At 71.2% G+C, this 24,222-nt stretch carries 23 protein-coding genes; 11 read left to right on the forward strand and 12 right to left on the reverse strand.

Annotated elements, in window-relative coordinates; translation table 11 throughout:
* Positions 1–43: 43 nt before the first annotated feature.
* From ACFWPT_RS36235 to ACFWPT_RS36245, 3 genes are all read right to left on the reverse strand, one after another.
* Positions 44–400 carry a hypothetical protein gene (locus tag ACFWPT_RS36235; RefSeq protein WP_063349059.1) on the reverse strand — a complete coding sequence of 119 codons (357 nt, stop codon included), beginning with the start codon at positions 398–400 and terminating at the stop codon, positions 44–46.
* 213 nt (positions 401–613) lie between these two features.
* Positions 614–1,771 (reverse strand): adenosine deaminase, encoded by a 1,158-nt coding sequence (locus ACFWPT_RS36240; RefSeq protein WP_063349058.1) that lies wholly within the window; start codon positions 1,769–1,771, stop codon positions 614–616.
* 119 nt (positions 1,772–1,890) lie between these two features.
* Positions 1,891–2,868, reverse strand: a complete 978-nt coding sequence (locus tag ACFWPT_RS36245; RefSeq protein ID WP_380487026.1) for a LysR family transcriptional regulator — start codon at positions 2,866–2,868, stop codon at positions 1,891–1,893.
* 92 nt (positions 2,869–2,960) lie between these two features.
* On the opposite strand from ACFWPT_RS36245, the gene ACFWPT_RS36250 reads away from it, so the two are divergent.
* From ACFWPT_RS36250 to ACFWPT_RS36265, 4 genes are read left to right on the forward strand one after another with little or no spacing between them, the layout of a single operon-like run.
* Positions 2,961–4,250 carry an MFS transporter gene (locus ACFWPT_RS36250; RefSeq protein ID WP_380487028.1) on the forward strand — a complete coding sequence of 430 codons (1,290 nt, stop codon included), beginning with the start codon at positions 2,961–2,963 and terminating at the stop codon, positions 4,248–4,250.
* A gap of 9 nt (positions 4,251–4,259) precedes the next feature.
* Positions 4,260–4,613, forward strand: coding sequence for an AbrB/MazE/SpoVT family DNA-binding domain-containing protein (locus ACFWPT_RS36255; RefSeq protein ID WP_380487030.1), 354 nt, complete (start codon positions 4,260–4,262; stop codon positions 4,611–4,613).
* Entirely contained in the window at positions 4,600–4,929 is a 330-nt protein-coding gene (locus ACFWPT_RS36260; protein ID WP_380370236.1) for a hypothetical protein, read from the forward strand. The genes ACFWPT_RS36255 and ACFWPT_RS36260 overlap by 14 nt, the downstream gene beginning before the upstream one ends.
* Entirely contained in the window at positions 4,919–5,473 is a 555-nt protein-coding gene (locus tag ACFWPT_RS36265) for a Uma2 family endonuclease (RefSeq protein WP_380487032.1), read from the forward strand. The genes ACFWPT_RS36260 and ACFWPT_RS36265 overlap by 11 nt, the downstream gene beginning before the upstream one ends.
* Before the next feature lie 194 nt (positions 5,474–5,667).
* Here the strand turns inward: ACFWPT_RS36265 and ACFWPT_RS36270 are convergent, their stop codons facing one another.
* The 8 genes from ACFWPT_RS36270 to ACFWPT_RS36305 all read right to left on the reverse strand — a co-directional run bounded on the left by ACFWPT_RS36270 (position 5,668) and on the right by ACFWPT_RS36305 (position 16,244).
* Entirely contained in the window at positions 5,668–6,945 is a 1,278-nt protein-coding gene (locus tag ACFWPT_RS36270) for a thymidine phosphorylase (protein ID WP_380487034.1), read from the reverse strand.
* A 96-nt stretch (positions 6,946–7,041) separates the two neighbouring features.
* On the reverse strand, positions 7,042–7,446 hold the full coding sequence (locus tag ACFWPT_RS36275; RefSeq protein ID WP_380487036.1) for a cytidine deaminase: 405 nt from the start codon (positions 7,444–7,446) through the stop codon (positions 7,042–7,044).
* Entirely contained in the window at positions 7,443–8,708 is a 1,266-nt protein-coding gene (locus ACFWPT_RS36280) for an ABC transporter permease (RefSeq protein WP_380487038.1), read from the reverse strand. Before ACFWPT_RS36280 ends, ACFWPT_RS36275 begins: the two co-directional genes overlap by 4 nt.
* Positions 8,705–9,871, reverse strand: a complete 1,167-nt coding sequence (locus ACFWPT_RS36285) for an ABC transporter permease (protein WP_380487040.1) — start codon at positions 9,869–9,871, stop codon at positions 8,705–8,707. The genes ACFWPT_RS36280 and ACFWPT_RS36285 overlap by 4 nt, the downstream gene beginning before the upstream one ends.
* 5 nt (positions 9,872–9,876) lie before the next feature.
* A complete protein-coding gene (locus ACFWPT_RS36290; RefSeq protein ID WP_380370280.1) occupies positions 9,877–11,403 on the reverse strand; it encodes an ABC transporter ATP-binding protein in 1,527 nt (508 codons plus the stop codon).
* Between the two features lie 347 nt (positions 11,404–11,750).
* Complete coding sequence (locus tag ACFWPT_RS36295; protein WP_380487042.1) at positions 11,751–12,812, reverse strand: BMP family protein; 1,062 nt, start codon at positions 12,810–12,812, stop codon at positions 11,751–11,753.
* 405 nt (positions 12,813–13,217) lie between these two features.
* A complete protein-coding gene (locus ACFWPT_RS36300) occupies positions 13,218–14,471 on the reverse strand; it encodes an amidohydrolase (RefSeq protein WP_380487044.1) in 1,254 nt (417 codons plus the stop codon).
* Positions 14,472–14,654: 183 nt separating this feature from the next.
* Positions 14,655–16,244 carry a methylmalonyl-CoA mutase gene (locus ACFWPT_RS36305; protein ID WP_380487046.1) on the reverse strand — a complete coding sequence of 530 codons (1,590 nt, stop codon included), beginning with the start codon at positions 16,242–16,244 and terminating at the stop codon, positions 14,655–14,657.
* A gap of 140 nt (positions 16,245–16,384) precedes the next feature.
* Between ACFWPT_RS36305 and ACFWPT_RS36310 the strand changes: the two genes are divergently transcribed.
* The 3 genes from ACFWPT_RS36310 (at position 16,385) to ACFWPT_RS36320 (ending at position 19,664) form a co-directional block, all read left to right on the forward strand.
* Complete coding sequence (locus ACFWPT_RS36310) at positions 16,385–17,140, forward strand: SDR family oxidoreductase (RefSeq protein ID WP_363369213.1); 756 nt, start codon at positions 16,385–16,387, stop codon at positions 17,138–17,140.
* A 67-nt stretch (positions 17,141–17,207) separates the two neighbouring features.
* Positions 17,208–18,863: an alpha/beta hydrolase gene (locus tag ACFWPT_RS36315; protein WP_380487048.1), complete on the forward strand. Its 1,656-nt coding sequence runs from the start codon at positions 17,208–17,210 to the stop codon at positions 18,861–18,863.
* Between the two features lie 255 nt (positions 18,864–19,118).
* A complete protein-coding gene (locus ACFWPT_RS36320) occupies positions 19,119–19,664 on the forward strand; it encodes a 2-oxo-4-hydroxy-4-carboxy-5-ureidoimidazoline decarboxylase (RefSeq protein ID WP_380487059.1) in 546 nt (181 codons plus the stop codon).
* A gap of 58 nt (positions 19,665–19,722) precedes the next feature.
* On the opposite strand, the gene ACFWPT_RS36325 is transcribed toward ACFWPT_RS36320, so the two are convergent.
* The gene (locus tag ACFWPT_RS36325) at positions 19,723–20,514 is read right to left on the reverse strand and encodes a hypothetical protein (RefSeq protein ID WP_380487050.1); all 792 of its coding nucleotides are present in this window, start codon (positions 20,512–20,514) and stop codon (positions 19,723–19,725) included.
* 253 nt (positions 20,515–20,767) lie between these two features.
* Here ACFWPT_RS36325 and sdhC point away from each other — a divergent pair, with 253 nt between their 5' ends.
* Genes sdhC through ACFWPT_RS36345 form a run of 4 tightly spaced genes read left to right on the forward strand, consistent with a single transcriptional unit; the run spans position 20,768 to position 24,218 of the window.
* Complete coding sequence (sdhC, locus tag ACFWPT_RS36330) at positions 20,768–21,148, forward strand: succinate dehydrogenase, cytochrome b556 subunit (RefSeq protein WP_063349043.1); 381 nt, start codon at positions 20,768–20,770, stop codon at positions 21,146–21,148.
* 8 nt (positions 21,149–21,156) lie between these two features.
* A complete protein-coding gene (locus tag ACFWPT_RS36335; protein ID WP_063349042.1) occupies positions 21,157–21,648 on the forward strand; it encodes a succinate dehydrogenase hydrophobic membrane anchor subunit in 492 nt (163 codons plus the stop codon).
* A gap of 54 nt (positions 21,649–21,702) precedes the next feature.
* Positions 21,703–23,445, forward strand: coding sequence for a succinate dehydrogenase flavoprotein subunit (gene sdhA, locus ACFWPT_RS36340; protein WP_063349041.1), 1,743 nt, complete (start codon positions 21,703–21,705; stop codon positions 23,443–23,445).
* Positions 23,445–24,218, forward strand: a complete 774-nt coding sequence (locus tag ACFWPT_RS36345; protein ID WP_063349040.1) for a succinate dehydrogenase iron-sulfur subunit — start codon at positions 23,445–23,447, stop codon at positions 24,216–24,218. The genes sdhA and ACFWPT_RS36345 overlap by 1 nt, the downstream gene beginning before the upstream one ends.
* Positions 24,219–24,222 lie beyond the last annotated feature (4 nt).

Consider the following 24,222-nt stretch of genomic DNA (forward strand, 5'->3'; position numbering starts at 1 on the left):
GGATCACCGGGGCGGGCGGCCCGCCGTCGTGCCTGCGGCCAGGTCAGCCGGCCAGGCCCGGCAGCGGCAGGGTGTGGGTCAGCCCGCCGATGGGGGTCTTGTCGATGCCGGGGATGGTCGGGATGGCGCCACGCGTGGCGGCACCGGCCTCGGCGGCCGGGGCGGGCGCCGCCTGGCCGGCGGCCGGGGTGAGGGTGCCGAGCGTGCCGGTGACCTTGTCGCCGCCGGGCAGCTTGGCGGCGGTGTCGGTGACCGCGCCGGTCACCGCGGGGTTCGTGACCGCGCCGGTGGGCAGCCCGAGGCCGCCGGGCGCGGGGGCGGCGGCGGCGGTACCGGCGCCCACCGCCGCGATGGCGATGCCGAGCGCCGCGGTGCCGGCGGCCTTGAGAGCCTGCTTCATGGTTCGTCCCTTGGGTCGTCGTCGGTGGCCGACATCGGGACGGGGCGGACGGGCTACCGCCGCCACGGCCTGTCAGCATGGACGGGCACACCGTAGTGAGTGGGCCACGCGAGGACCAAAGGGTGTTCACTCACCCGAGTGAGTAATCGGATGAACGCCAACTCCCTTTCGAGACGTGGGCGTTCACCCGACCATTCGAACGGGCCGGGCCGCTCAGCTGTCGCCGGTGCCCGAGCTGAACAGCCACTCCGCCTTCAGTTCGGCGTACCCCGGCTTGATCACGTCGTTGATCATCGCCAGCCGCTCGTCGAACGGCAGGAACGCGGACTTCATCGCGTTCACCGTGAACCACTCCATGTCCCCCAGCGTGTAGCCGAAGGCCTCCACCAGGTGCCCGAACTCGCGGCTCATGCTGGTGCCGCTCATCAGCCGGTTGTCGGTGTTCACGGTGACCCGGAACTTCAGCCGGCTGAGCAGCCCGATCGGGTGCTCGGCGTACGAAGTGGCCGCCGCGGTCTGGAGGTTGGAGGTCGGGCACATCTCCAGCGGGATGCGCTTGTCGCGCACGTACGCGGCCAGCCGGCCGAGCTCGACGCTGCCGTCCTCGGCCACCGTGATGTCGTCGACGATCCGCACGCCGTGGCCGAGCCGGTCGGCGCCGCAGCACTGCAGGGCCTCCCAGATCGACGGCAGGCCGAAGGCCTCGCCCGCGTGGATGGTGAAGTGGTTGTTCTCGCCCTTGAGGTAGTCGAAGGCGGCCTGGTGGCGGGTGGGCGGGTGGCCCGCCTCGGCGCCGGCGATGTCGAAGCCGACGACGCCCTGGTCCCGGTGGCGGTTGGCCAGTTCGGCGATCTCGGTGGAGCGGGCGGCGTGCCGCATCGCGGTCAGCAGGGTGCCGACCCGGATCCGGTGGCCGGCCGCGCGGGCGTTGGCCTCGCCGAGGCGGAAGCCCTCGTTCACGGCCTGGACGACCTCGTCCAGGGACAGGCCGGCCTCCAGGTGCTGCTCGGGGGCGTAGCGGACCTCGGCGTACACGACGCCGTCGGCGGCCAGGTCCTCGGCGCAGTCGGCGGCGACCTTGATCAGGGCCTCGCGGGTCTGCATCACGGCGCAGGTGTGCGCGAAGGTCTCCAGGTAGCGGACCAGCGAGCCGGAGTCGGCGGCCTCGCGGAACCACTCGCCGAGCTCCTTGGCGTCGGTGGTCGGAAGGCCCTCGTAGCCGACCGCGGCGGCCAGCTCGACGACCGTCTCCGGGCGCAGCCCGCCGTCGAGGTGGTCGTGCAGCAGCACCTTCGGCGCGCGGCGGATCTGGTCGGGGGTGGGGATGCGCGGGCCGGCGCCCGCGGCGGTGACAGGGATCTGCTTCTCCATTGCGGAAATATAGCCCCTACGCGCGTAGACCCACCACTGTTAACACGGCCGGTTCGGCGAAAGTCCACCGGGAATTCCACCGTCCGGGCCATCCCCGGCACATTCGGCCCAGTTGCGGCTCAATCGTGCTGCAGCAACCGGCCCCGCCGGGACAGCACGAAGTCCCGGAACGCCGCCACCGGCGGGGTCAGCGGCCGCCCCGCCGCCCAGGCCAGTCCGATCGCCCGCCGGGTGCGCGGCGCCGTCACCTCCAGCTCCACCACCCCCGGCCGCGGCACCAGCGCCGGCGGCAGCAGCGCCACCCCCAGCCCGGCCGCGACCAGCCCGCGCAGCGTCTCCGCCTCCTCCCCCTCGAAGGCCAGCCGCGGCACGAACCCGGCCTGCGCGCAGAAGCCGTCCGTGATCGCGCGCAGCCCGTACCCCTGCTCCAGCCCGACGAACGGCTCCTCGGCCACCTCCGCCAGCCGGATCCGCCGCCGGCCCGCGAGCCGGTGGTCCGCCGGGACGACCAGGTGCAGCCGCTGCTCGTCCAGCGGGCGGGCCGTGAAAGCCGGATCGTCCGGCAGCGGCGCGACCAGGCAGAGGTCCAACTCCCCCGCCCGCAACCGCTCCAGCATCGCCCCGACGTAGTCCTGCACCAGCTGGAACCGGACCTGCGGATGCCCCGCCCGGAACCCGCGCAGCAACGCCGGCACCGCGTCCGTCCCCATCGTGTGCAGGAAGCCGAACGCCACCCGCCCGGCCGCCGGATCGGCCTCCGCCCGGGCCGCCTCCGCCCCCCGCTCGACCTCCGCCAGCGCCCGCTCCACCGAGGCCAGCAGCAGCCGGCCGGCCCTGGTCAGCCGGACCGTCCGGCCCTGACGGGCCAGCAGGTCCACACCCAGCTCCTCCTCCAGCCGGGCCACCGCCCGCGACAGCGTCGGCTGCGGCACCCCGAGCAGCGCGGCCGCCCGCGTCACGTGCTCCAGCCGGGCCACCGCCGCGAACTGGGCCAGCCGGGGCGCCAGCAGCACCGCCGGCTCGTCCGGCCCCAACTCCGCCACCCGGTACCACGGCTCCGTGCCGTCCGTCACGTCCGCCCGGTCCGCCCCGGCCATCCCGCCACCACCTCGACTCATACGACAACGCATCGATCATCCACCGTTCATGCATTGGACGCATCAACCGCAGCGCGCCTACCGTCGACGACATGCAGCCCGCCGATACCAGGGCATCCGTGACCACCCCGGATGCCCCCGCCCCCGCCACCTCGCACGACGACCGCCACCGCCCCGGCCAGCGTGCCTTCCGCCGCGCCAACCTCGCCCTGTTCGCCGCCGGAGTCGCGACCTTCGTCCTGCTCTACTCCACCCAGGGCCTGTTGCCGATCCTCTCGGCCGACCTCGACCTCACCCCCGGCCAGGCCAGCTGGACGGCCTCCGCCGCCACCCTCGGACTCGCGCTCGCCCTGCTCCCCGCCAGCGCCCTGTCCGACCGGTACGGCCGCACCGCCGTGATGACGGCCTCCACCCTCGCCGCCGCCACCCTCGCCCTCGCCCTGCCGTTCGCGCCCGACCTCACCACCCTCGTCGTGCTGCGCGTCCTCCAGGGCGCCGCGCTCGCCGGGCTGCCCGCCACCGCCATGGCCTACCTCGCCGAGGAGGTCCACCCCAGCGCCCTGGCCTCCGCGATGGGCCTGTACGTGGCCGGCAACAGCATCGGCGGCATGGGCGGTCGACTGCTCTCCGGCTGGACCGCCGCGGCCTTCGGCTGGCGCTGGGGCCTCGCCGCCTCCGCCGCCCTCGCCCTGCTCGCCGCACTCGCCTTCCGGCTGCTGATCCCCGCCGCCCGGCACTTCACCCCGGCCCCGGTGGACGCCCGCGCCCTGGCCCGCACCGTCGGCCGACACCTGCGCAACCCGCTGCTGGTGCGGCTGTACGCGCTCGGGCTGCTGTTCATGGCCGTGTTCGGCGCGGTCTACAACACCGTCGGCTACCGGCTGATCTCGGCGCCGTTCCACCTGCCCGAGTCCGTCGCCGCCTCGATCTTCGTCGTCTACCTGGTCGGCACCGGCACCTCCGCCGCGGCCGGCCGCCTCGCCGGCCGACTCGGCCGCCGCGGCGCGCTCTACGTCTCCATCGGCGTGACCGCCGCCGGGCTGCTGCTCTCCCTCACCGAGTCCCTGGTCTGCGCCCTGCTCGGCCTGGTCCTGATCACCGCCGGCTTCTTCGCCGGCCACGCCACCGCCTCCTCAGCGGTCGGCCGCACCGCCACCGAGGGCCGCGCCCAGGCCTCCGCGCTCTACCTGATCGCCTACTACCTCGGCAACAGCCTCGGCGGCACCCTGGGCGCCGACGCCTACCACGCCACCGGCTGGCCCGGCGCCGCCACCGTAGGCCTCACCGCCATGACCCTCGCCGCCGCCGTCACCCTCTACGCCACCCGCCAGGCCCACACGGCCCGGCAACGGAACCGACTGGGCAGACTTTCCGCCAGGTAGACTTTCCCCATGGCAGACCTCAAGCGCCGTCGTCGCCCCCACCTGGTGTCCACACCCGTGCGGAAGAAGGGCGTGGTCACCATCCCGCAGGAGATAAGGGAGCAACTGGACCTCCAGGAGGGCGACCAACTGGTGGTCGCCGTCGAGGACGGCCGCATCGTGCTGACCCCCGCCTCCGTGATCCCCGACGACCAGGCGTGGTTCTGGGGCGCCGCCTGGCAGGAGAAGGAGCAGGAGGTCGACGAGGCGATCGCCGAGGGCGACCGCGGCGAGGTCTTCCAGGACGGCGACGCCTTCCTGCAGTCCCTCGCCGACGAGGGCGGCCTGGACCTGGAGGAGATCAAGCGCCGTGCCGACGCATGAGTCGCCGGCCCACTTCCTCCGTGACTGGAAGGGCCTGACTCCCGCACAGAAGGCCGCATTCCTCGTCGCCGTCGCCCAGTTCGTCACCGACCTGCGGGCCGGTCAGGGCTTCCGACGCGGCCTGCGCGTGAAGAAGATGCAGGGCCACCCGGACATCTGGGAGCTGACCTGGGCCCCGGACGGCCGTGCCACCTTCCACTACGGCCTCCCCCTCCAGGGCGAGGAACCGCACATCGTCTGGCGCCGAATCGGCACCCACGACGTCTTCAACCGCCCCCGACGACCACCGCCGATACACTCCGGGCATGAGCGTTGATCCGGCGGCGTACGCCCGATTGCGGGAGATCGCCGATCAGCTTCCCCGGCTGCCGGGGCTGGGGAAGGTCGAGATCGCCGACGGAGCGGTCGTCCTGATGCTGTCGCCGGTCAAACGGCACGAACTCGCGGTACTGCGGATCGCTCAACAGCTCAATGCCCAGCTACCGCAGACCCACCCCGGCTACATCGCCCACGGTGGCGCGGACCTGGAGGACGTCGGCCTCGGTCGGCTTCGGAATCCCGACCTGATGGTGTTCCCCGACGCGGCGCTGGACGACGACGACCCGGCCTTCCTCCCCCACGAGATCCTTCTCGTCGTGGAAATCGTCTCCAAGTCCAACCCCGAGAACGACTACCACAACAAGGTCCGCGACTACGCGGCGATGGGCATCCCGTTGTACCTCCTGGTCGATCCCCGCAAGGGCACCGGCATCGTCCACGACGAGCCCGGCTACACCCGCCGCAAGGACTTCGTCTTCGGCGACAAGATCACCGTCGGCCCCTGGACGCTCGACACCAGCGTCCTGCGGACTTACGCCTGAACCCGCACCCGCAGGACACCGGCCGACCGGGCCCGAGCACACGGAAGGAGCCCGCACCCGGCAACCCGGGTGCGGGCTCCTCGTCGGTCCCTCATGCATCGCCACCCCCCTCCGGTTCGATCTCGACCGTGAAGCGGTCAACTCCCATGTGCGGCAGCGTAGGGCACGCTGCCGCACATGGGGTAATCACGCGGTCACGCGATGCGGTCGAGGACGATCGGGTTCGGGGTGAAGGCCGTGCCGGCCGGGGAGACCTCGATGCCGCCCGCCAGTGCCTCGATGGCGTAGTCGTAGCGCTCGGGGGTGTCGGTGTGCAGGGTCAGCAGGGGCTGGCCGGCCACGACGGTGTCGCCGGGCTTGGCGTGCATCTCGACGCCGGCGCCTGCCTGGACCGGGTCCTCCTTGCGAGCGCGGCCGGCGCCGAGGCGCCAGGCGCAGACGCCGACGGCGTAGGCGTCGAGCTCGGTGAGGACGCCGGAGGCGGGCGCCGGGATGACGTGCTGCTCGCGGGCGACCGGGAGGGGGGCGTCGACGTCGCCGCCCTGGGCGGCGATCATGCGGCGCCAGTGGTCCATCGCGGAGCCGTCGCGCAGCGCGTCGGCCGGGTCCTTGCCGTGCACGCCGGCCGCGGCGAGCATCTCGCGGGCGAGGGCGAGGGTGAGCTCGACGACGTCGGCGGGGCCGCCGCCGGCCAGCACCTCGATCGACTCGCGGACCTCCAGCGCGTTGCCGGCGGTGAGGCCGAGCGGGGTGGACATGTCGGTGAGCAGGGCGACGGTGTTCACGCCGGCGTTGGTGCCCAGGCCGACCATGGTGCGGGCGAGTTCGCGGGCGTTGTCGAGGTTCTTCATGAAGGCGCCGGAGCCGACCTTGACGTCCAGGACCAGGGCGCCGGTGCCTTCGGCGATCTTCTTGGACATGATCGAGGAGGCGATCAGCGGGATGGCCTCGACGGTGCCGGTGACGTCGCGCAGCGCGTAGAGCTTCTTGTCGGCGGGCGCGAGGCCGTCACCGGCGGCGCAGATGACCGCGCCGGTGGAGCGCAGGACGTCGAGCATCTCCTCGTTGGAGAGCAGGGCGCGCCAGCCGGGGATGGACTCCAGCTTGTCGAGGGTGCCGCCGGTGTGGCCGAGGCCGCGGCCGGAGAGCTGCGGGACGGCGGCGCCGCAGGCGGCGACGAGCGGGGCGAGCGGGAGGGTGATCTTGTCGCCGACGCCGCCGGTGGAGTGCTTGTCGCTGGTGGGCAGCGGCAGCGAGGAGAAGTCCATCCGGACGCCGGAGCGGATCATGGCGTCGGTCCAGCGGCTGATCTCGTGCGACTTCATGCCGTTCAGCAGGATCGCCATGGCCAGGGCGGACATCTGCTCGTCGGCGACCTCGCCGCGGGTGTAGGCGTCGATGACCCAGTCGATCTGAGCGTCGCTCAGTTCTCCGCTGTCGCGCTTGGTCCTGATGACGGAGATGGCGTCCATGCGTGCTCCAAGAGGGGTTTCAAAAGCGAAGAGTGTCGCGAGATGACCGGGTTCCGGCCCACTCGCGACACTCTACGCGCGTAACAATTGTCGAAGCTAGAGCCGCTCCGGCCCGAACGCGTCGGGCAGGACCTCAGTCATCGGGCGGATCCCCGAGGGCAGCTCGATCAGCAGTTCCGGCCCGCCGTGCTCGTAGAGCAGCTGGCGGCAGCGCCCGCACGGCATCAGCAGTTCGCCCGCGCCGTCGACGCAGGTGAAGGCCGTCAGCCGGCCGCCGCCGGTGGCGTGCAGCGTGGACACCAGCCCGCACTCGGCGCACAGCCCGAGCCCGTACGAGGCGTTCTCGACGTTGCAGCCGGTGACCAGCCGCCCGTCGTCCACCAGCGCGGCCGCGCCGACCGGGAACTTGCTGTACGGGGCGTACGCGTGGGTCATCGCCTCGCGCGCGGCCGCGCGCAGCCGCTCCCAGTCGATCGCGGCCGACGCCGCAGGCGCCGTCACTTGCCCTGGCCCTTGCGGTAGATCTGGCCGTCCGCCTTCGGCATGCGCAGCCGCTGGGAGGCCAGCGAGAGCACCACCAGGGTGATCACGTACGGCGTGGCGACGATCAGCGGGCGCTGCACCTCGTCGGTGAGCGCGTACCAGGCGCCGAGACCGCCGGCGACCACGAAGGAGATCGCCGCGCCGGTGAACTTGCGCCGGTACAGCTGCCAGAGCGCGAGCAGCGCCATCGCGATGGCGACGGTCAGGATCAGCACGTGCACCGACTCCGGGTCGCGCAGCTGGAGGCTGTCGGTGAAGCCGAACAGGCCGGCGCCCATGGCGAGGCCGCCCGGCATCCAGTTGCCGAAGATCATCGCGGCGAGGCCGATGAAGCCGCGGCCGAGGGTCTGGCCGTCCTTGTAGAAGTGCGCCGCGACCAGCGAGAGGTACGCACCGCCGAGGCCGGCGAAGGCGCCGGAGGCGATGACCGCGAGGTACTTGTACTTGTAGACGTTGACGCCCAGCGACTCGGCGGCGGTCGGGTTCTCACCGCAGGAGCGCAGCCGCAGGCCGAACACCGTGCGCCAGAGCACGAAGTAGCTGACCACGATCATCGCGCCGGCCAGCAGCACGACCACCGAGATGTTGGTGACCAGGCCACCGAGCACGCCGGCCACGTCCGAGACCAGGAACCAGTGGTGGCCCTCGATGCTCTTCAGCCCGGAGGACAGCCCGGGGACGGTGATGTAGGGCAGCGGATCCGCCGGCGGCGACTGGTTCGCACCCGCGCCGACCGCGATGTAGTCCTTGTAGTAGATCCGGTTGACGTACGCGCAGATGCCGGGGATCAGCAGGTTGATGCCGACGCCGGAGACGATGTGGTCGACGCCGAAGGTGACGGTCACGAGCGCGTGCAGCAGACCGCCGAGCGCGCCGCCGAGCATGCCGGCCAGCAGGCCGACCCACGGGTTGACCAGGTAGCCGGCCCAGGCACCGCAGAAGGTGCCGGCGACCATCATGCCTTCGAGGCCGATGTTGACCACGCCGGCCCGCTCCGACCACAGACCGCCCAGACCGGCCATGCCGATCGGCACGGCGGCGCTGAGCGCGGCGGTGATCTGGCCGGAGGAGGTCAGCGCGTGGTTGCCGGTGGCCATGCCCACGGCGGAGAACAGGACCAGGGCGCCCGCGATCAGCAGCAGCACCACCGGCCAGGACATCTTGCGCTTCTTGGTGGGCGCGCCCGGCGCCTTGGGACGCGCGGCGGTAGCCGTGCTCATGCGGACACCTCCTTCTTCTCAGTGGCCGCGAGCTGAGCCGCGAGCTGGGCGGCGAGCTGGGCGCCGACCTTCTGCTGCTGGCGCTTCAGGCCGTAGCGGCGCACCAGTTCGTAGGCGACGACGACGCAGATGACGATGGTGCCCTTCATGACGTCGACGATCTCGAAGGGGAAGCCGCCCTGGAGCGGCAGCTGGGAGCCGGTGGTGTCCAGGAAAGCGAACAGCAGGGCCGCGAAGGCGATGCCGATCGGGCTGTTGCGGCCGAGCAGGGCGATCGAGATGCCGAGGAAGCCCAGGTTCGACTGGAAGCTCTGGCCGTAGTAGTACGAGTTCTGCAGCAGCTCGGGCATGCCGATCAGACCGGCGATCGCGCCGGAGACCACCATCGAGATGACCACCATGCGCTTGACGTTCACGCCGGACGCGGTCGCGGCCGACTCCGAGCGGCCGGTGGCCCGCAGATCGAAGCCGAAGCGGGTGCGGGTCAGGGTGAACTGGAAGACCACGCCGACCAGGGCGGCGATGAAGATGAAGCCCCAGAGCGGGCCACCCGCCGTCTCCAGCGAGAAGAAGTGGCTGGACTGCGAGATCGGGGCGGTCTGGATCGAGTTGCTGGTGGTGCTCGTCTTCGGCGCGAAGATGCCGGGGACGAGCAGCAGGCCGACGACCGCGATCGAGATCGAGTTCAGCATGATGGTCGAGATGACCTCGCTGACCCCGCGGTAGACCTTCAGCAGACCGGCGATGCTCGCGTACAGGCCGCCGACCAGCATGGCGGTGACCAGCAGCAGCGGGATCTGGATGATCGCCGGCAGGTCGACCTTGGCGCCGACGAAGGCCGCGAACAGCGCCGCGACCTTGTACTGGCCCTCGACGCCGATGTTGAACAGGTTCATCCGGAACCCGAAGGCGGCGGCCGCGGCGGCCAGGTAGTACGTGGTGGACCGGTTGAGGATCGCCACTTGGCCGTCCGACTTGGTGGCGTACGTGAGCATCACGTTCCACGCGTCGAACGGGTTCTTGCCGGAGGTCGCCAGCAGGACGGAGCAGATCACGACGGAGAGCACGACCGCGAGCACCGGCGCCGCCAGTGCGAGCACGATCCGCTCACCGCTGATCCGCTGCGCCAGGCTGCGCTTGGCGGCGGTGTTGGGACTGGTCATGTGGGTTACTCCCCCGCCTGCGGGTCGTCGGCGGTGTCGGTGGGGCCGGCGTCGGATTCGGCCTCGGTGCCCTCCGCGAGGATCTCGTGGAAGTGCTCGACGGCCTCCGCATCGGACTCGAGGTGGCCGCTGGCGGCACCCGTCATGGCGGTGCCGAGGTCCTCGGCGGTGACGGTGGCCGGGTCGGCGTCGGCGACCAGGCGCCCGCGGTAGATGACCCGGATGGTGTCGGACAGGCCGATCAGCTCGTCCAGGTCGGCGGAGATCAGCAGGACGGCCAGGCCGGCCCGCTGGGCGACCCGGATGTGCTCCCAGATCTGCGCCTGCGCGCCGACGTCCACACCACGGGTGGGGTGCGCGGCGATCAGCAGCTTGGGCTGGTGGCTCATCTCGCGGCCGATGATCAGCTTCTGCTGGTTGCCGCCGGAGAGGGAGGCCGCGGTGACCTCGATGCCGGGGGTGCGGACGTCGTAGGCCTCGACGATCCGCCAGGTGTCCTTGCGGGCGGCGCCCGGGTCGAGCAGGACGCCCTTGGAGTTGGGCGCCTCGGTGACGTGACCGAGGATCCGGTTCTCCCAGAGCGGAGCCTCCAGCAGCAGGCCGTGCTTGTGGCGGTCCTCGGGGATGTAGCCGATGCCGGCCTCGCGGCGGGCCCGGGTGAGCGAGCCGGAGAGGTCCTTGCCGTCCAGGGTGACGGTGCCGCCGTCCAGCGGCAGCATGCCCATGATGGCCTCGACCAGTTCGGCCTGGCCGTTGCCCTCGACGCCGGCGATGCCGAGGATCTCGCCCTTGTGGATGCGCAGCGAGATGTCGTCGAGGACGACGCGCTCGATGCCCTCGGCGTCGGTCTTGGCGATCCGCAGGTCCTTGACGTCGAGCATCTCGCTCGTGGTGACGGTCGACTCGCGGCTCTCCGGGGAGGGCAGCTCGGCGCCGACCATCATCTCGGCCAGCTGACGGGCGGTGACGGCCTTCGGGTCGGCGTCGCCGACCGTGGTGCCGCGCCGGATCACGCTGATCGCGTCGGCCACCGCCAGCACCTCGTGCAGCTTGTGCGAGATGAAGATGACGGTGACGCCCTCGGACTTGAGCTCGCGCAGGTTGTCGAACAGCGCGTCGACCTCCTGCGGGACGAGCACGGCCGTCGGCTCGTCGAGGATCAGGATCTTGGCGCCGCGGTAGAGCACCTTGAGGATCTCGACGCGCTGGCGGTCGGCGACGCCGAGGTCCTCGACCAGGGCGTCCGGGCGCACGCCCAGGCCGTACTGGTCGGAGATCTCCTTGATCTTCGCCTTCGCCTTGGCGCCGATGCCGTGGAGCTTCTCGCCGCCGAGGACGACGTTCTCCCACACGGTGAGGTTGTCGGCCAGCATGAAGTGCTGGTGGACCATGCCGATGCCGCGGGAGATGGCGTCGCCCGGAGTGTTGAACTCGCACGGCTCGCCGTTGATCGCGATGGTGCCCTCGTCCGGCTTCTGCATGCCGTAGAGGATCTTCATCAGCGTCGACTTGCCGGCGCCGTTCTCACCCATCAGGGCGTGCACGGTACCGCTGCGGACGGTGAGGTTGATGTCGTGGTTGGCCACGACACCGGGGAAGCGCTTGGTGATGCCGCGCAGTTCGACGGCCGATGTCGCCGTCCCCGCGCTGGGGGTACCGTCCTCGCGCGGGGGGACGGGGTCGGATGCGGTGATGGCGATCTCCTGGTGGTCTGGAGGCGCGTCGTTGCGCTGGGAGGGCCAAGGGGAAGACGGGGGGACGGGACGGGGCCCGGGGGTACGCGTTGAGCGCACCCTGCCGGGCCCCTCCCGTGATGCTTTGCCGTTCATGGCGCTGCCGGGCAGGCGGCAGTCGCCGGTGCGTCCGGGACGCGCGGGCCTTACTGGGCCGGCGCGGTCGGGACGGTGGTGGCGCCGGAGGTGATCGCCGTGGTGGCGCCCTTCAGCTTGTCCTGGATGTCGTCGAGCTTGCCGCCGGTGGTGGCGAGCGAGACGCCCTCGGCCTTCAGGTCGAAGAGCTTGATGCCGGTGAACGGCTGGCCCTTCTTGATCGACTCGATGTAGGAGAAGACGGCGTTGTCGACGTTCTTCACCATCGAGGTCAGGATGCTGTTCTTGTACTTCGCCAGGGCCGGCTGGGCGGCCTGGTCGGAGTCGACGCCGATGGCCAGGGCACCCGGCTTGTTGGCGACGGCCTCGATGGCGCCGTTGCCGGAGGAGCCGGCGGCGGCGTAGATGACGTCCGCGCCCTTGTCGAGCTGGCCCTGCGCGGCCTCCTTGCCCTTGTCGGGCGAGTTGAAGCCGGTGAAGTCCGGAGGCGTGGTCAGGTAGGTGGTCTCGACCTGGATGTTCGCGTCGACGGACTTCACACCCGCCTTGTAACCGGCCTCGAACTTCTTGATGAGCTCGGTCTGCACACCGCCGATGAAGCCGACGTGCTTGGACTTCGACTTGTTCGCGGCGGCGACGCCGGCGAGGTACGAACCCTCCTGCTCGGCGAAGACCAGCGACGTGACGTTGGACGGCTGGTCCTTGTCGTTCGAGTCGATGATCGCGAACTTGACGTTCGGGTTGTCCTTGGCGACCTTGTCGACCGCCTGCTGGTAGACGAAGCCGACCGCGATGATCGTCTTGTAACCGCCGTCGATCAGGTTCTTGAGGCGGGTCTCCTTGTCGGCCTCGGCCTCACCGGTCTTGGCGTCGGCCTCGGTGACCGCGACGCCGAGCTCGGCCTTGGCCTTGTCGAGACCGCGGGCGGCGGAGTCGTTGAACGACTGGTCGCCACGGCCGCCGATGTCGTAGGCCATACCGACCTTGATCGAGCCGTCGCCCGAACCGGAGGAGGTGTTGCTGTCAGTGCTCTTTGCGCCGCAAGCGGCGAGCGAGGCCATGCCCAGGGAACCCGAGAGCACAACCGCAGCGAGCTTCATTGAACGGCGCAAGGGAGTATCTCCTTCTCACACGCACCTGATTAGCGTGGTCGGACGCCACCGTAACGCGCGTAGAACACGGTTGGGTTACGGGCTGCCGGACCATTCGGGTTGTTATCAAACCGTGGTCTCACGGTCTTCCCAAGGCCCTATTCCCGTGCGCGGACGGTGATCCAAAGCTGGTTTTGCGGCCCAGTCTACGGAACCGTTCGATAACCCCGGATGGCGGTAAACCGGCCGGTCACCGCGATGGGGTGCCGGCCGGTCGCCCGAGGGGGCGTTCACGCAGTGCCCGAGGAGATGTCCGAGGACGGTGTGCGCCGCTCAATCCCGCGGCTCAGTACTGCTGTTCGGTTTCCGCGGCTCGGTCCTACCGCTCAGCTCTGCCGTTCGGTTTCCGCAGCTCAGTCCCGCGGCTCAGCCCTGCGGCTCGTCCAGGGCGAGCGCCGCGAACAGCTCCACGCCGATCCCGATCGCGCGCTCGTCGGCGTCGAAGCGGCCCTGGTGCAGGTCGCGGACGGTGGTGTCACCGGGGGCGCGGACGCCCAGCCGGGCCAGCGCGCCCGGGGCGTGCTCCAGGTACCAGGAGAAGTCCTCGCCGCCCAGGCTCTGCTCGGTGCTCTCCACCACCTGCGCACCCTCCCGGCCGAACCGGTCGGTCATCGCCGCGTCCAGCAGGGCGACCGAGACCGCCTCGTTGACCACCGGCGGCACCCCCCGGTGGTAGTCCAGCGTCCACTTCGCCCGGTAGGTCTCGGCGAGCTTGGCGATCAGCTCGTGCAGCAGGTCGGGCGCCTCGCGCCAGCCGTCCAGCTCCAGGCAGCGGACGGTGCCCTCCAGTTCGGCGCGCTGCGGGATGACGTTGGGCGCGGAGCCGGAGGCGATCCGGCCCCAGACCAGGCTGACGCCCCAGCGCGGGTCCATCCGGCGGGCCAGCGCGCCCGGCAGGTCGGCGGCCATCCGGGCGATCGCGGTCACCAGATCGGTGGTCAGGTGCGGGCGGGCGGTGTGCCCGCCGGGGCCGTCCAGGTGCAGCACCAGGCGGTCGCAGGCCGAGGTGATCGCCCCGGTGCGCAGGGCGATCCGGCCCACCTCCACCTTGGGGTCGCAGTGCACCGCGAAGATCCGGCCGACGCCGTCCATCCCCCCGGCCTTGATCACGTCCAGCGCACCGCCCGGCAGGACCTCCTCGGCCGGCTGGAACACCAGCCGGACGGGGCGGCGCAGTTCGCCGGTGCGGACGGCCTCGGCCAGCACCAGGGCGGTGCCGAGCACCACCGCGGTGTGCACGTCGTGGCCGCAGGCGTGGGCCCGGCCGGGGACGGTCGAGCGGTACGGCACGTCGGTCTTGGCGTCGTCGATCGGCAGCGCGTCGATGTCGGCACGGAAGGCCAGGAACTCGGTGCCGGGGGCGGTGCCGGCCGGGACGATGTCGACGATCAGACCGGTGCCGCCGGGCAGCACCCGGGGGCTCAGGCCGGCCGCCACCAGCCGGTCGCGGAGCAGGCCGGTGGTGCGGAACTCCTGGCGGCCGAGCTCCGGGTGCCGGTGCAGGTCACGGCGGAAGGCGATCAGCTCGGACTCCAGCCCCCGGACCCGGGCGCGCAGTTCGGCGGCGGGGCGTGCGGTGGCCAGAGTGGCGCCCGGCTGAGCGGGCTCAGGACGGTTCATCTCAACAAGGGTAGGCCTGTTGGGGGGATTTGGCCCGACTTCTGGAAAACTAGTCCCCGGATGGGCGCATACCGGCCGAACAGGTGGGTATGACATCTCGTTTCAGCCGCCTTCCCCGATTGCTTGCCCTGTGCAACGATCGCCCGGAGCGGCGGTCACGGCCGACCCCTTCTTGACGAGGCGTCAGAAACTCTCCACCGGGGCGTACACGCCCCACACCTCCCGCAGCGCGTCGCAGACCTCGCCGACGGTGGCCCGCGCCGCCAGCGCCTCCTTCATCGGGTACAGCACGTTCCCCGTCCCCTCCGCGGTGCGGCGCAGCCCGTCCAGCGCCCGGGCGACGGCCACGCGGTCCCGCCCGGCCCGCAGCCGGGCCAGCCGCTCGGCCTGCTGCCGCTCGACCGCCGGATCCACCCGCAGCGGCCGGTACGGCTCCTCGGCGTCCAGCCGGAAGCGGTTGACGCCGACCACCGTCCGCTCCCCGGAGTCGGTCTCCTGCTGGAGCCGGTAGGCGGTGCGCTCGATCGCGGCCTTCTGGAAGCCCTGCTCGATCGCGGCCACCGCGCCGCCCAGCTCCTCGACCCGGGCCATCAGCGCCAGCGCGGCGGCCTCCACCTCGTCGGTCAGCGACTCGACCGCGTACGAGCCGGCGAACGGGTCGACGGTGGCGGTCACGTCGGTCTCGTGGGCGAGCACCTGCTGGGTGCGCAGGGCGAGCCGGGCGGCCTTCTCGGTGGGCAGCGCGATCGCCTCGTCGAAGCCGTTGGTGTGCAGCGACTGGGTGCCGCCGAACACCGCGGCGAGCGCCTGCACCGAGACCCGGACCAGGTTCAGCTCGGGCTGCTGGGCGGTGAGCTGCACCCCGGCGGTCTGGGTGTGGAAGCGCAGCATCCACGAGCGCGGATCCTTCGCGCCGAACTCCTCCCGCATCACCCTGGCCCAGATCCGGCGGGCGGCACGGAACTTGGCCACCTCCTCCAGCAGCGTGACCCGGGCCACGAAGAAGAACGAGAGCCGGGGGGCGAAGTCGTCCACCGCCATCCCGGCCGCGATCGCGGTACGGACGTAGGCGATGCCGTTGGCCAGCGTGAAGGCGATCTCCTGCGCCGGATCCGCCCCGGCCTCGGCCATGTGGTAGCCGGAGACGGAGATGGTGTTCCAGCGCGGGATCTCCGCCCGGCAGTACCGGAAGACGTCCGCGACCAGCCGCAGCGAGGGCTGCGGCGGGAAGATGTACGTGCCCCGGGCGATGTACTCCTTCAGCACGTCGTTCTGGACCGTGCCGGTCAACCGGGCCGGCGCCACCCCCTGGGCCTCGCCGACCAGTTGGTAGAGCAGCAGGAGCAGCGCGGCGGGCGCGTTGATGGTCATCGAGGTGGACACCCCGCCCAGCGGGATGCCGTCGAACAGCACGGCCAGGTCCTCGACGCTGTCGACGGCCACGCCCACCTTGCCCACCTCCCCGGCGGCGAGCGGCGCGTCCGAGTCGTAGCCCATCTGGGTGGGCAGGTCGAAGGCCACCGACAGGCCGGTGCCGCCGCCCGCGATCAGCTGCCGGTAGCGGGCGTTGGACTCGGCGGCGGTGCCGAAGCCCGCGTACTGGCGCATCGTCCACGGCCGGCCGGCGTACATCGTCGGGTAGACGCCCCGGGTGTACGGGTACTCCCCCGGCCGGCCGAGCCTGCTCGCCGGATCCCAGTCGGCCAGCGCCTCCGGGCCGTACAGCGGCTCGATCGGGAAGCCTGACTCGGCGCGGCGCGGCTCGGCTGCCATGAGGTCCCTCCACGGGATCGGCGGGGGCATCGGTCGGTCCTCGCAATGTAGGACAGGACCTGGAGCGGGACCGGGCGGCGCGGGCGCGGACACGGTTGAGATGATCGGGTGAACGACCGGATGAGCCCCAGGGAGTGGCAATGACCGAGCAGAAGGTGGCCGTGGTCACCGGTGCCAGCAGTGGAATCGGCGCGGCGACCGCCCGCCGGCTGGCGGCCGAGGGCTTCGACGTGGTGCTGACCGCCCGGCGGACCGAGCGGATCGAGGCGCTGGCCAAGGAGATCGGCGACGGGGGCGGTTCGGCCAGGGCGGTCACGCTCGACGTCACCGACCGGGCCGCCGTGGACGCCTTCGCGGCCGAGGTCGGCCGGGTCGACGTGCTGGTGAACAACGCCGGCGGGGCGATCGGCGCCGAGACGGTCGAGCACGGCGACCCGGCCGACTGGCTGGCCATGTACGAGGTGAACGTGCTCGGCGTGCTGCACGTGACGCAGGCGCTGCTGCCGGCCCTGCGGGCCACCGGCGACGGCACCGTACTGGTGCTCTCCTCGACCGCCGCGCTGGCCGCGTACGAGGGCGGCGGCGGGTACGTCGCGGCCAAGCACGCCGCGCACACCATCGCGGCGACGCTGCGCCTGGAGCTGTGCGGGGAGCCGATCCGGGTGATCGAGATCGCCCCCGGCATGGTGAAGTCCGAGGGCTTCGCCGTCACCCGCTTCCGCGGCGACGAGGAGAAGGCCGCGGCCGTGTACGCCGGCGTGGCCGAGCCGCTGACCTCGGAGGACATCGCCGACACCGTGGCCTGGGCGGTCACCCGCCCCCCGCACGTCAACATCGACCTCCTGGTCGTCCGCCCCCGCGCCCAGGCCGCCAACCACAAGGTCCACCGCGCCTGACCCGCCCCCGGCGGGCAGCCCGGGGGCCATGATCAAACGTGTCACCCGCCAGTGGTACACACGTGCGATGAGAACCTTCCGGGCCGCCCGCCCACGGGTCCTGCTGACCGCCCTGGCGGCAGGCACCCTGCTCCTCACCTCCGCGTGCAACGACACCGCCAAGCCGTCCCAGGACCAGGCCGCCGGCACCTCCGCGCCCGGCACCACGAGCCCCACGGCCACCCCGCCGCCGACCCCGACGCCCAAGCCCACCGGCGAGGCCGACCCGGCCCTCCAACCCTTCTACGGCCAGCAGATCGCCTGGGCCGACTGCCCGGCCGACCCCACGGCCGAGAAGCTCAAGATCGACATATCCGGGATGCAGTGCGGCAAGCTGCACGTCCCGCTCGACTACGCCAACCCCGGCACCGACGCGATCGACCTCGCCCTGGTCAAGTACCCGGCCGCCAAGCCGGACCAGCGGATCGGCTCGCTGATGGTCAACCCGGGCGGCCCGGGCGAGTCCGGCGTCGGGATGGTCAAGTACGGCGCCAAGGACTTCACCGGCGCCATGCACAACCGCTTCGACGTCATCGGCTTCGACCCGCGCGGCACCGGGGACAGCTCACCGGTCGTCTGCTACGACGACAAGCAGCGCGACGCCGCCGACCAGCAGGACGCCCCGCTCGACCTGGAGACCCGCAAGGCCGAGCACGTCAAGCAGGCCACCGAGCACGCCGCCGCCTGCCAGGCCAAGTCCGGCAGGCTGCTGCCGTTCGTCGGCACCCGCAACACCGCTCGCGACCTGGACGTGCTGCGCGCCGTCAGCGGCGACAAGAAGCTCAACTACCTCGGCATCTCCTACGGCACCTACCTCGGCTCGCTGTACGCCGAGGAGTTCCCGAAGAACACCGGCCGGCTCGTCCTGGACGGCGCCGTCGACCCCTCCCAGGACACCATGGACCACGGCGTCGACCAGCAGGTCGGCTTCGAGAAGTCCTTCGAGCGCTTCGCCGCCGACTGCGTGGAGAACCACGCCGACGAGTGCCCGCTCGGCAAGGACCCGGCCAAGGCCGCCAAGAAGGCCGCCGACTTCCTGGACGGGCTGTACGACCACCCGCTGACCGTCAAGGACGGCCGCAAGCTCGGCCGCGACCAGGCCTGGACCGGCGCCATCTCGGTGCTCTACGGCGACGAGAAGACCTCCTGGAAGTACCTGCGCGCCGCCCTGGGCTGGGCGATGGTGCGTGGCAAGGGCGACTACCTGATGGACTCCGCCGACGGCTACAACGGCCGCGACGAGAACGGCCACTACAGCCCGATGCAGGAGTCCAACGGCGCGATCGGCTGCGCCGACGCGGCCCGCCCGGCACCGACTCCGGAGCACGCCAAGCAGGCGGTGGACCGGCTGACCGCCGAGGCGCCGTTGCTGTCCAAGGGCACCACCGTGGACGACTACAGCGAGGCCGGCTGCGCCTACTGGCCGTTCAAGACCACGGAGAAGCCGCACACCATCCGGGCGGAGGGCGCCGCCCCGATCCTGGTGGTCGGCTCCACCGGCGACCCGGCCACCCCGTACGCCTCGGCCGAGGCGCTGGCCAAGGGCTTCGCCAGTGCCACCCTGCTCACCCGGGTCGGCGAGGGACACGGGGCCTTCGGCAAGGGCAACGTCTGCATCGACCGGGCCCTGGAGGCCTACCTGACCGAGGGCACGATGCCGGCCGACGGGACCCGCTGCTCCTGAGGCGGGGGTGCCGGATCAGCGGATGCCGGATTAACAGATGAATGTGGGGAGGGCGCTGACACAAAGATGTCAACGTCACAACTTGATAGCTCGTCCGGATGAATTCCGCGCGCGCCCTCCCCAACTGATGACGGCTCAACTACCTTTGAGGAGCTGCCCGACCGGCGCCGTGACGCCGCCCGCAGCCCCCATACTTCAGCTGCTCCACCCCACCCCACTTCACCGGCACCTTCCCGCCCTCACGAGGAGGACCCGCTGGCCAGCGACATCCCGCCACAGCGGCTCGATCCAAGCTCCGAGCCGACCCTCCTCGGGCTGCACCGCTTCAACGAAGCCGATGCCGGCGCCGCCGAGGAGGCCCTCCTGGCCTGCTGCGGCAGCCACCGCTGGGCCCTGCGGCTCACCGCGCACCGGCCCTACCCCGACATAGAGTCCCTGCTGGCCGCCGCCAGCGAGGCCTCCTACGACCTCCGCCCGGCCGACCTGGCCGAGGCGCTCGCCGACGAGAGCTGGATGCCGCAACCGCTGCTCGGCATGCGGGCACCGGGCAGCCAGGCCGCGCACACCGCGCTGCGGGCCGCCCACGCCGCGTACGAGGCCAGGTTCGGCCACGTCTTCGTGGTCTGCCTGGAGGGCGTGGCCCCGGAGGAGATGCTCGACACCGTGCTCTCCTCGATCCGCACCCGGCTGGCCAACGACCCGGACGAGGAGCGGCTGGTCGCGGCGGACGAGCTCCGCCGGATCGCCCTCACCCGACTGGAGCACCTGGTCGCCACCCATTCGGAGGCCGGGGCGCGCTGAGCCGCCGCCTGCTCCTCCATCCCGCCCACTCCCTCCCCGCCCGCTACTTCTCCGCCCGCTACTTCTTCTTCGCCTGGGCGGCCCGCAGCTTGGCCACCTGCTGCCGGACGATCACCTCGTCCGGCGCGGCGGCCGGCTCGGCGGCGACCCCGAAGGTGGTGAACACCGCGAGCGCCGGCCCGATCCGGGCCAGCACCGCACGCTGCGAGAGCACCGCGCTCCCCGATTCATTCGTCAGGGTGAATCCGAGCGCGGCGTCCGCTCCCCCGGGGGTGGGCGTGTCCTCACGGTTCAGCCGGTGCCTGGTCCGGATCGGCGCCTTCTTCCCCGGCTTCTCGGCCGGCGGCGCCGGGGCCGTCGAGGTGAACGCGGCACACGGGCCGAACAGCTTCTCCAGCTCCGTCTGGAGCGCGGCCGCCCGCCCCGTCCGGTAGCCGAGCAGGCCGCCGTACACACCGCCCCTGGGGTCGGCGGTCCGGGCCACGCTCAGGTCGGTCTCCGCGTACGGGTAGCCCGGGGCCGGCGGGGCCGAGGCGGTGCCGGCGCCGGTCGGGGCGGCCGAGGCGGCCGGGGTCACCGCGTCCAGCAGCGGCTGGCAGGCCGGGACGTCCGCGACCTCCCGCCCCGCGCCCGCCCCGGTGTCGCCGTGGCCGGGCGTCATCACCGTCACCGTGTAGCCCGCCCCGAGGTCGGCACCGGCCACCGCGGCCGCCCGCAGCTCGGCCGCGGACAGCTCGCGGCCGGGCCCGGCCCGGTCCGCGGAGGAGCCGCCGACCGTGGTGCAGCCCGTGGCGAGCAGCAGCAGGGCCGCGAGGGCGGCGGCGGACGGTCGGACGGGGCGAAGCGGCACGGGGGCCTGGCAGGGTGTCGGCGGCGGAGCGGGCCGCCACCGTAACGCAGTCGAGCCGTCACCCAGAGCGACCAAAGCGCCGCCGGTTCCCGTCCGGCTAGGCCAGTCGTGCCTGATTGATCACACCTGAGACCCCCGGAGGCGGTTCCCGACGCAGCGTCGATAGGATGCTGGCGGCCGGTGGACCGTACCTGGCCGGGCTGACCGACACCGAAGCCGGCCGAGCCCCCAATCGCTTCCGGAGGGTTTTTCCGTGCCGGCTGGAACGCTGTACCGCGGCCGGGAAGGCATGTGGAGCTGGGTGGCTCATCGAGTCACCGGCGTCCTCATCTTTTTCTTCCTGTTCGCCCATGTCCTGGACACCGCTCTGGTGCGAGTGTCGCCCGAGGCGTACGACACCGTCATTCAGACGTACAAGACTCCTCTCGTGAACCTGATGGAGTACGGCCTGGTGGCCGCCATCCTGTTCCACGCCCTCAACGGCCTGCGGGTCGTCGCCGTGGACTTCTGGTCCAAGGGCCCGAAGTACCAGAAGCAGATGCTCTGGACCGTCGTGGCGGTCTGGGTCGTGCTGATGGCCGGCTCCTTCTACGGGATCCTGCAGCACACGCTGATCTCCTGGTTCGGGAAGTGAGCTGACACATGTCCACGGAATACTCCGACGCGCTGGTCGTCCCCTCCGCGCACGCGCACACCGGCAAGGGCCTCGGCACCGGCAACCCGGCGGACGCGTTCGTCATCGAGCCGCCGCGCAAGCGGACCCCGAAGACCCCGCGCCGCACCCGCACCAACTTCGAGATGCTGGCCTGGCTCTTCATGCGCCTGTCCGGCATCGTCCTCGTGGTCCTGATCCTCGGGCACCTGCTCATCATGCTGGTGCTCGACGGCGGCGTCTCCAAGATCGGCTTCGCCTTCGTGGCCGGCCGCTGGGCCTCGCCGTTCTGGCAGGTCTGGGACCTCACGATGCTCTGGCTCGCCATGCTCCACGGCGCCAACGGCATGCGGCAGGTCATCAACGACTACGCCGAGAAGGACTCGACCCGGCTCTGGCTGAAGGGGCTCATGGGTACCGCCACGGTCTTCACCGTGCTGCTCGGCACCCTGGTGATCTTCACCTTCGACCCCAACATCTGACGACAAAGCATCTAATCGGCAATCGGCAGAGGCCAGAGGCGAGTTAGAACCCCCATGCAGATTCACCAGTACGACACCGTCATCGTCGGCGCCGGCGGCGCCGGCATGCGCGCGGCCATCGAGTCGACGCAGCGCACCCGCACCGCCGTCCTGACCAAGCTCTACCCCACCCGGTCCCACACCGGCGCGGCCCAGGGCGGCATGTGCGCCGCCCTCGCCAACGTCGAGGAGGACAACTGGGAGTGGCACACCTTCGACACGGTCAAGGGTGGTGACTACCTGGTCGACCAGGACGCCGCCGAGATCATGTGCAAGGAGGCCATCGACGCCGTCCTCGACCTGGAGAAGATGGGCCTGCCCTTCTCCCGCACCGAGCAGGGCCGGATCGACCAGCGCCGCTTCGGCGGGCACTCCCGCAACCACGGTGAGGCCCCCGTCCGCCGCTCCTGCTACGCGGCCGACCGCACCGGTCACATGATCCTCCAGACGCTGTTCCAGAACTGCGTCAAGCACGGCGTCGAGTTCTTCAACGAGTTCTACGTCCTCGACCTGCTGATCAACGAGGGCAAGACGGCCGGCGTCGTCGCCTACGAGCTGGCCACCGGCGAGATCCACGTCTTCCAGGCCAAGTCCGTCGTGTTCGCCTCCGGCGGCACCGGCAAGTTCTTCAAGGTCTCCTCCAACGCCCACACCCTCACCGGTGACGGCCAGGCCCTGGTGTACCGCCGCGGCCTGCCGCTGGAGGACATGGAGTTCTTCCAGTTCCACCCGACCGGCATCTGGCGCATGGGCATCCTGCTCACCGAGGGCGCCCGCGGCGAGGGCGGCATCCTGCGCAACAAGGACGGCGAGCGCTTCATGGAGCGCTACGCCCCCGTCATGAAGGACCTCGCGTCCCGTGACGTCTGCTCCCGCGCGATCTACACCGAGATCCGCGAAGGCCGCGGCTGCGGTCCGGACGGCGACCACGTCTACCTGGACCTGACCCACCTGCCGCCGGAGCAGCTGGACGCCAAGCTCCCGGACATCACCGAGTTCGCCCGCACCTACCTCGGCATCGAGCCCTACACGGACCCGATCCCGATCCAGCCCACCGCGCACTACGCCATGGGCGGCATCCCGACCAACGTCGAGGGTGAGGTGCTGCGCAACAACACCGACGTCGTCCCGGGCCTGTACGCGGCCGGCGAGGTCGCCTGCGTGTCCGTGCACGGCGCCAACCGCCTGGGCACCAACTCGCTGCTGGACATCAACGTGTTCGGCCGTCGCGCGGGCATCGCCGCCGCCGACTACGCCAACGTGCACGAGTTCGTCGAGCTGCCCGAGAACCCGGCCGAGAAGGTCCAGGCCCTGGTCGACGGCCTGCGCGAGGCCGCCGGCACCGAGTCCGTGGCGCAGATCCGCAAGGAGCTGCAGGAGACCATGGACGCCAACGCGATGGTGTACCGCACCGGCGCCACCCTGAAGCAGGCGGTCGAGGACATCGCCGCGCTGAAGGAGCGCTACAAGAACGTCTCGATCCAGGACAAGGGCTTCCGGTACAACACGGACCTGCTGGAGGCCGTCGAGCTGGGCAACCTGCTCGACCTGGCCGAGGTGCTGGCCGTCTCCGCGCTGGCCCGCGAGGAGTCGCGCGGCGGCCACTACCGCGAGGACTTCCCGACCCGTGACGACGTGAAGTTCATGCAGCACACCATGGCGTACCAGGAGGTGGCCGCCGACGGCAGCACCTCCATCCGCCTCGACTACAAGCCGGTCGTCACGACCCGCTACCAGCCGATGGAGCGTAAGTACTGATGAGCACTCCTACCGTGGAGAAGCACTCGGCCGCTCTGGACGCGGTCGAGGCGGGCGGCGTCGAGCTGATCACCGTCACCTTCCGGATCCGCCGGTTCAACCCGGAGGAGCACCCGGACCCGGTGTGGGTCGACTACCAGCTGACGCTCGACCCGAAGGAGCGCGTCCTGGACGCGCTCAACAAGATCAAGTGGGAGCAGGACGGCACCCTCACCTACCGCCGTTCCTGCGCGCACGGCATCTGCGGCTCCGACGCCATGCGGATCAACGGCCGCAACCGGCTGGCGTGCAAGACCCTGATCAAGGACGTCGACCCGGAGAAGCCGATCACGATCGAGGCCATAAAGGGCCTCACGGTCCTCAAGGACCTGGTCGTGGACATGGACCCGTTCTTCCAGGCGTACAAGGACGTCATGCCGTTCCTCATCACCAAGGGGAACGACCCGACCCGCGAGCGCCTGCAGTCCGCCGAGGACCGCGAGCGCTTCGACGACACCACCAAGTGCATCCTGTGCGCCGCGTGCACGTCGTCCTGCCCGGTGTTCTGGAACGACGGCCAGTACTTCGGCCCGGCCGCGATCGTGAACGCGCACCGCTTCATCTTCGACTCGCGCGACGAGGGCGCCGAGCAGCGCCTGGAGATCCTCAACGACCGTGAGGGCGTGTGGCGCTGCCGCACCACCTTCAACTGCTCCGAGGCCTGCCCGCGTGGCATCGAGGTCACCAAGGCGATCCAGGAAGTGAAGCGGGCGCTGGTCACCCGCCGCTTCTGATCTC

It is taken from the genome of Kitasatospora sp. NPDC058478, from assembly GCF_042720345.1.
GTDB lineage: Bacteria > Actinomycetota > Actinomycetes > Streptomycetales > Streptomycetaceae > Kitasatospora.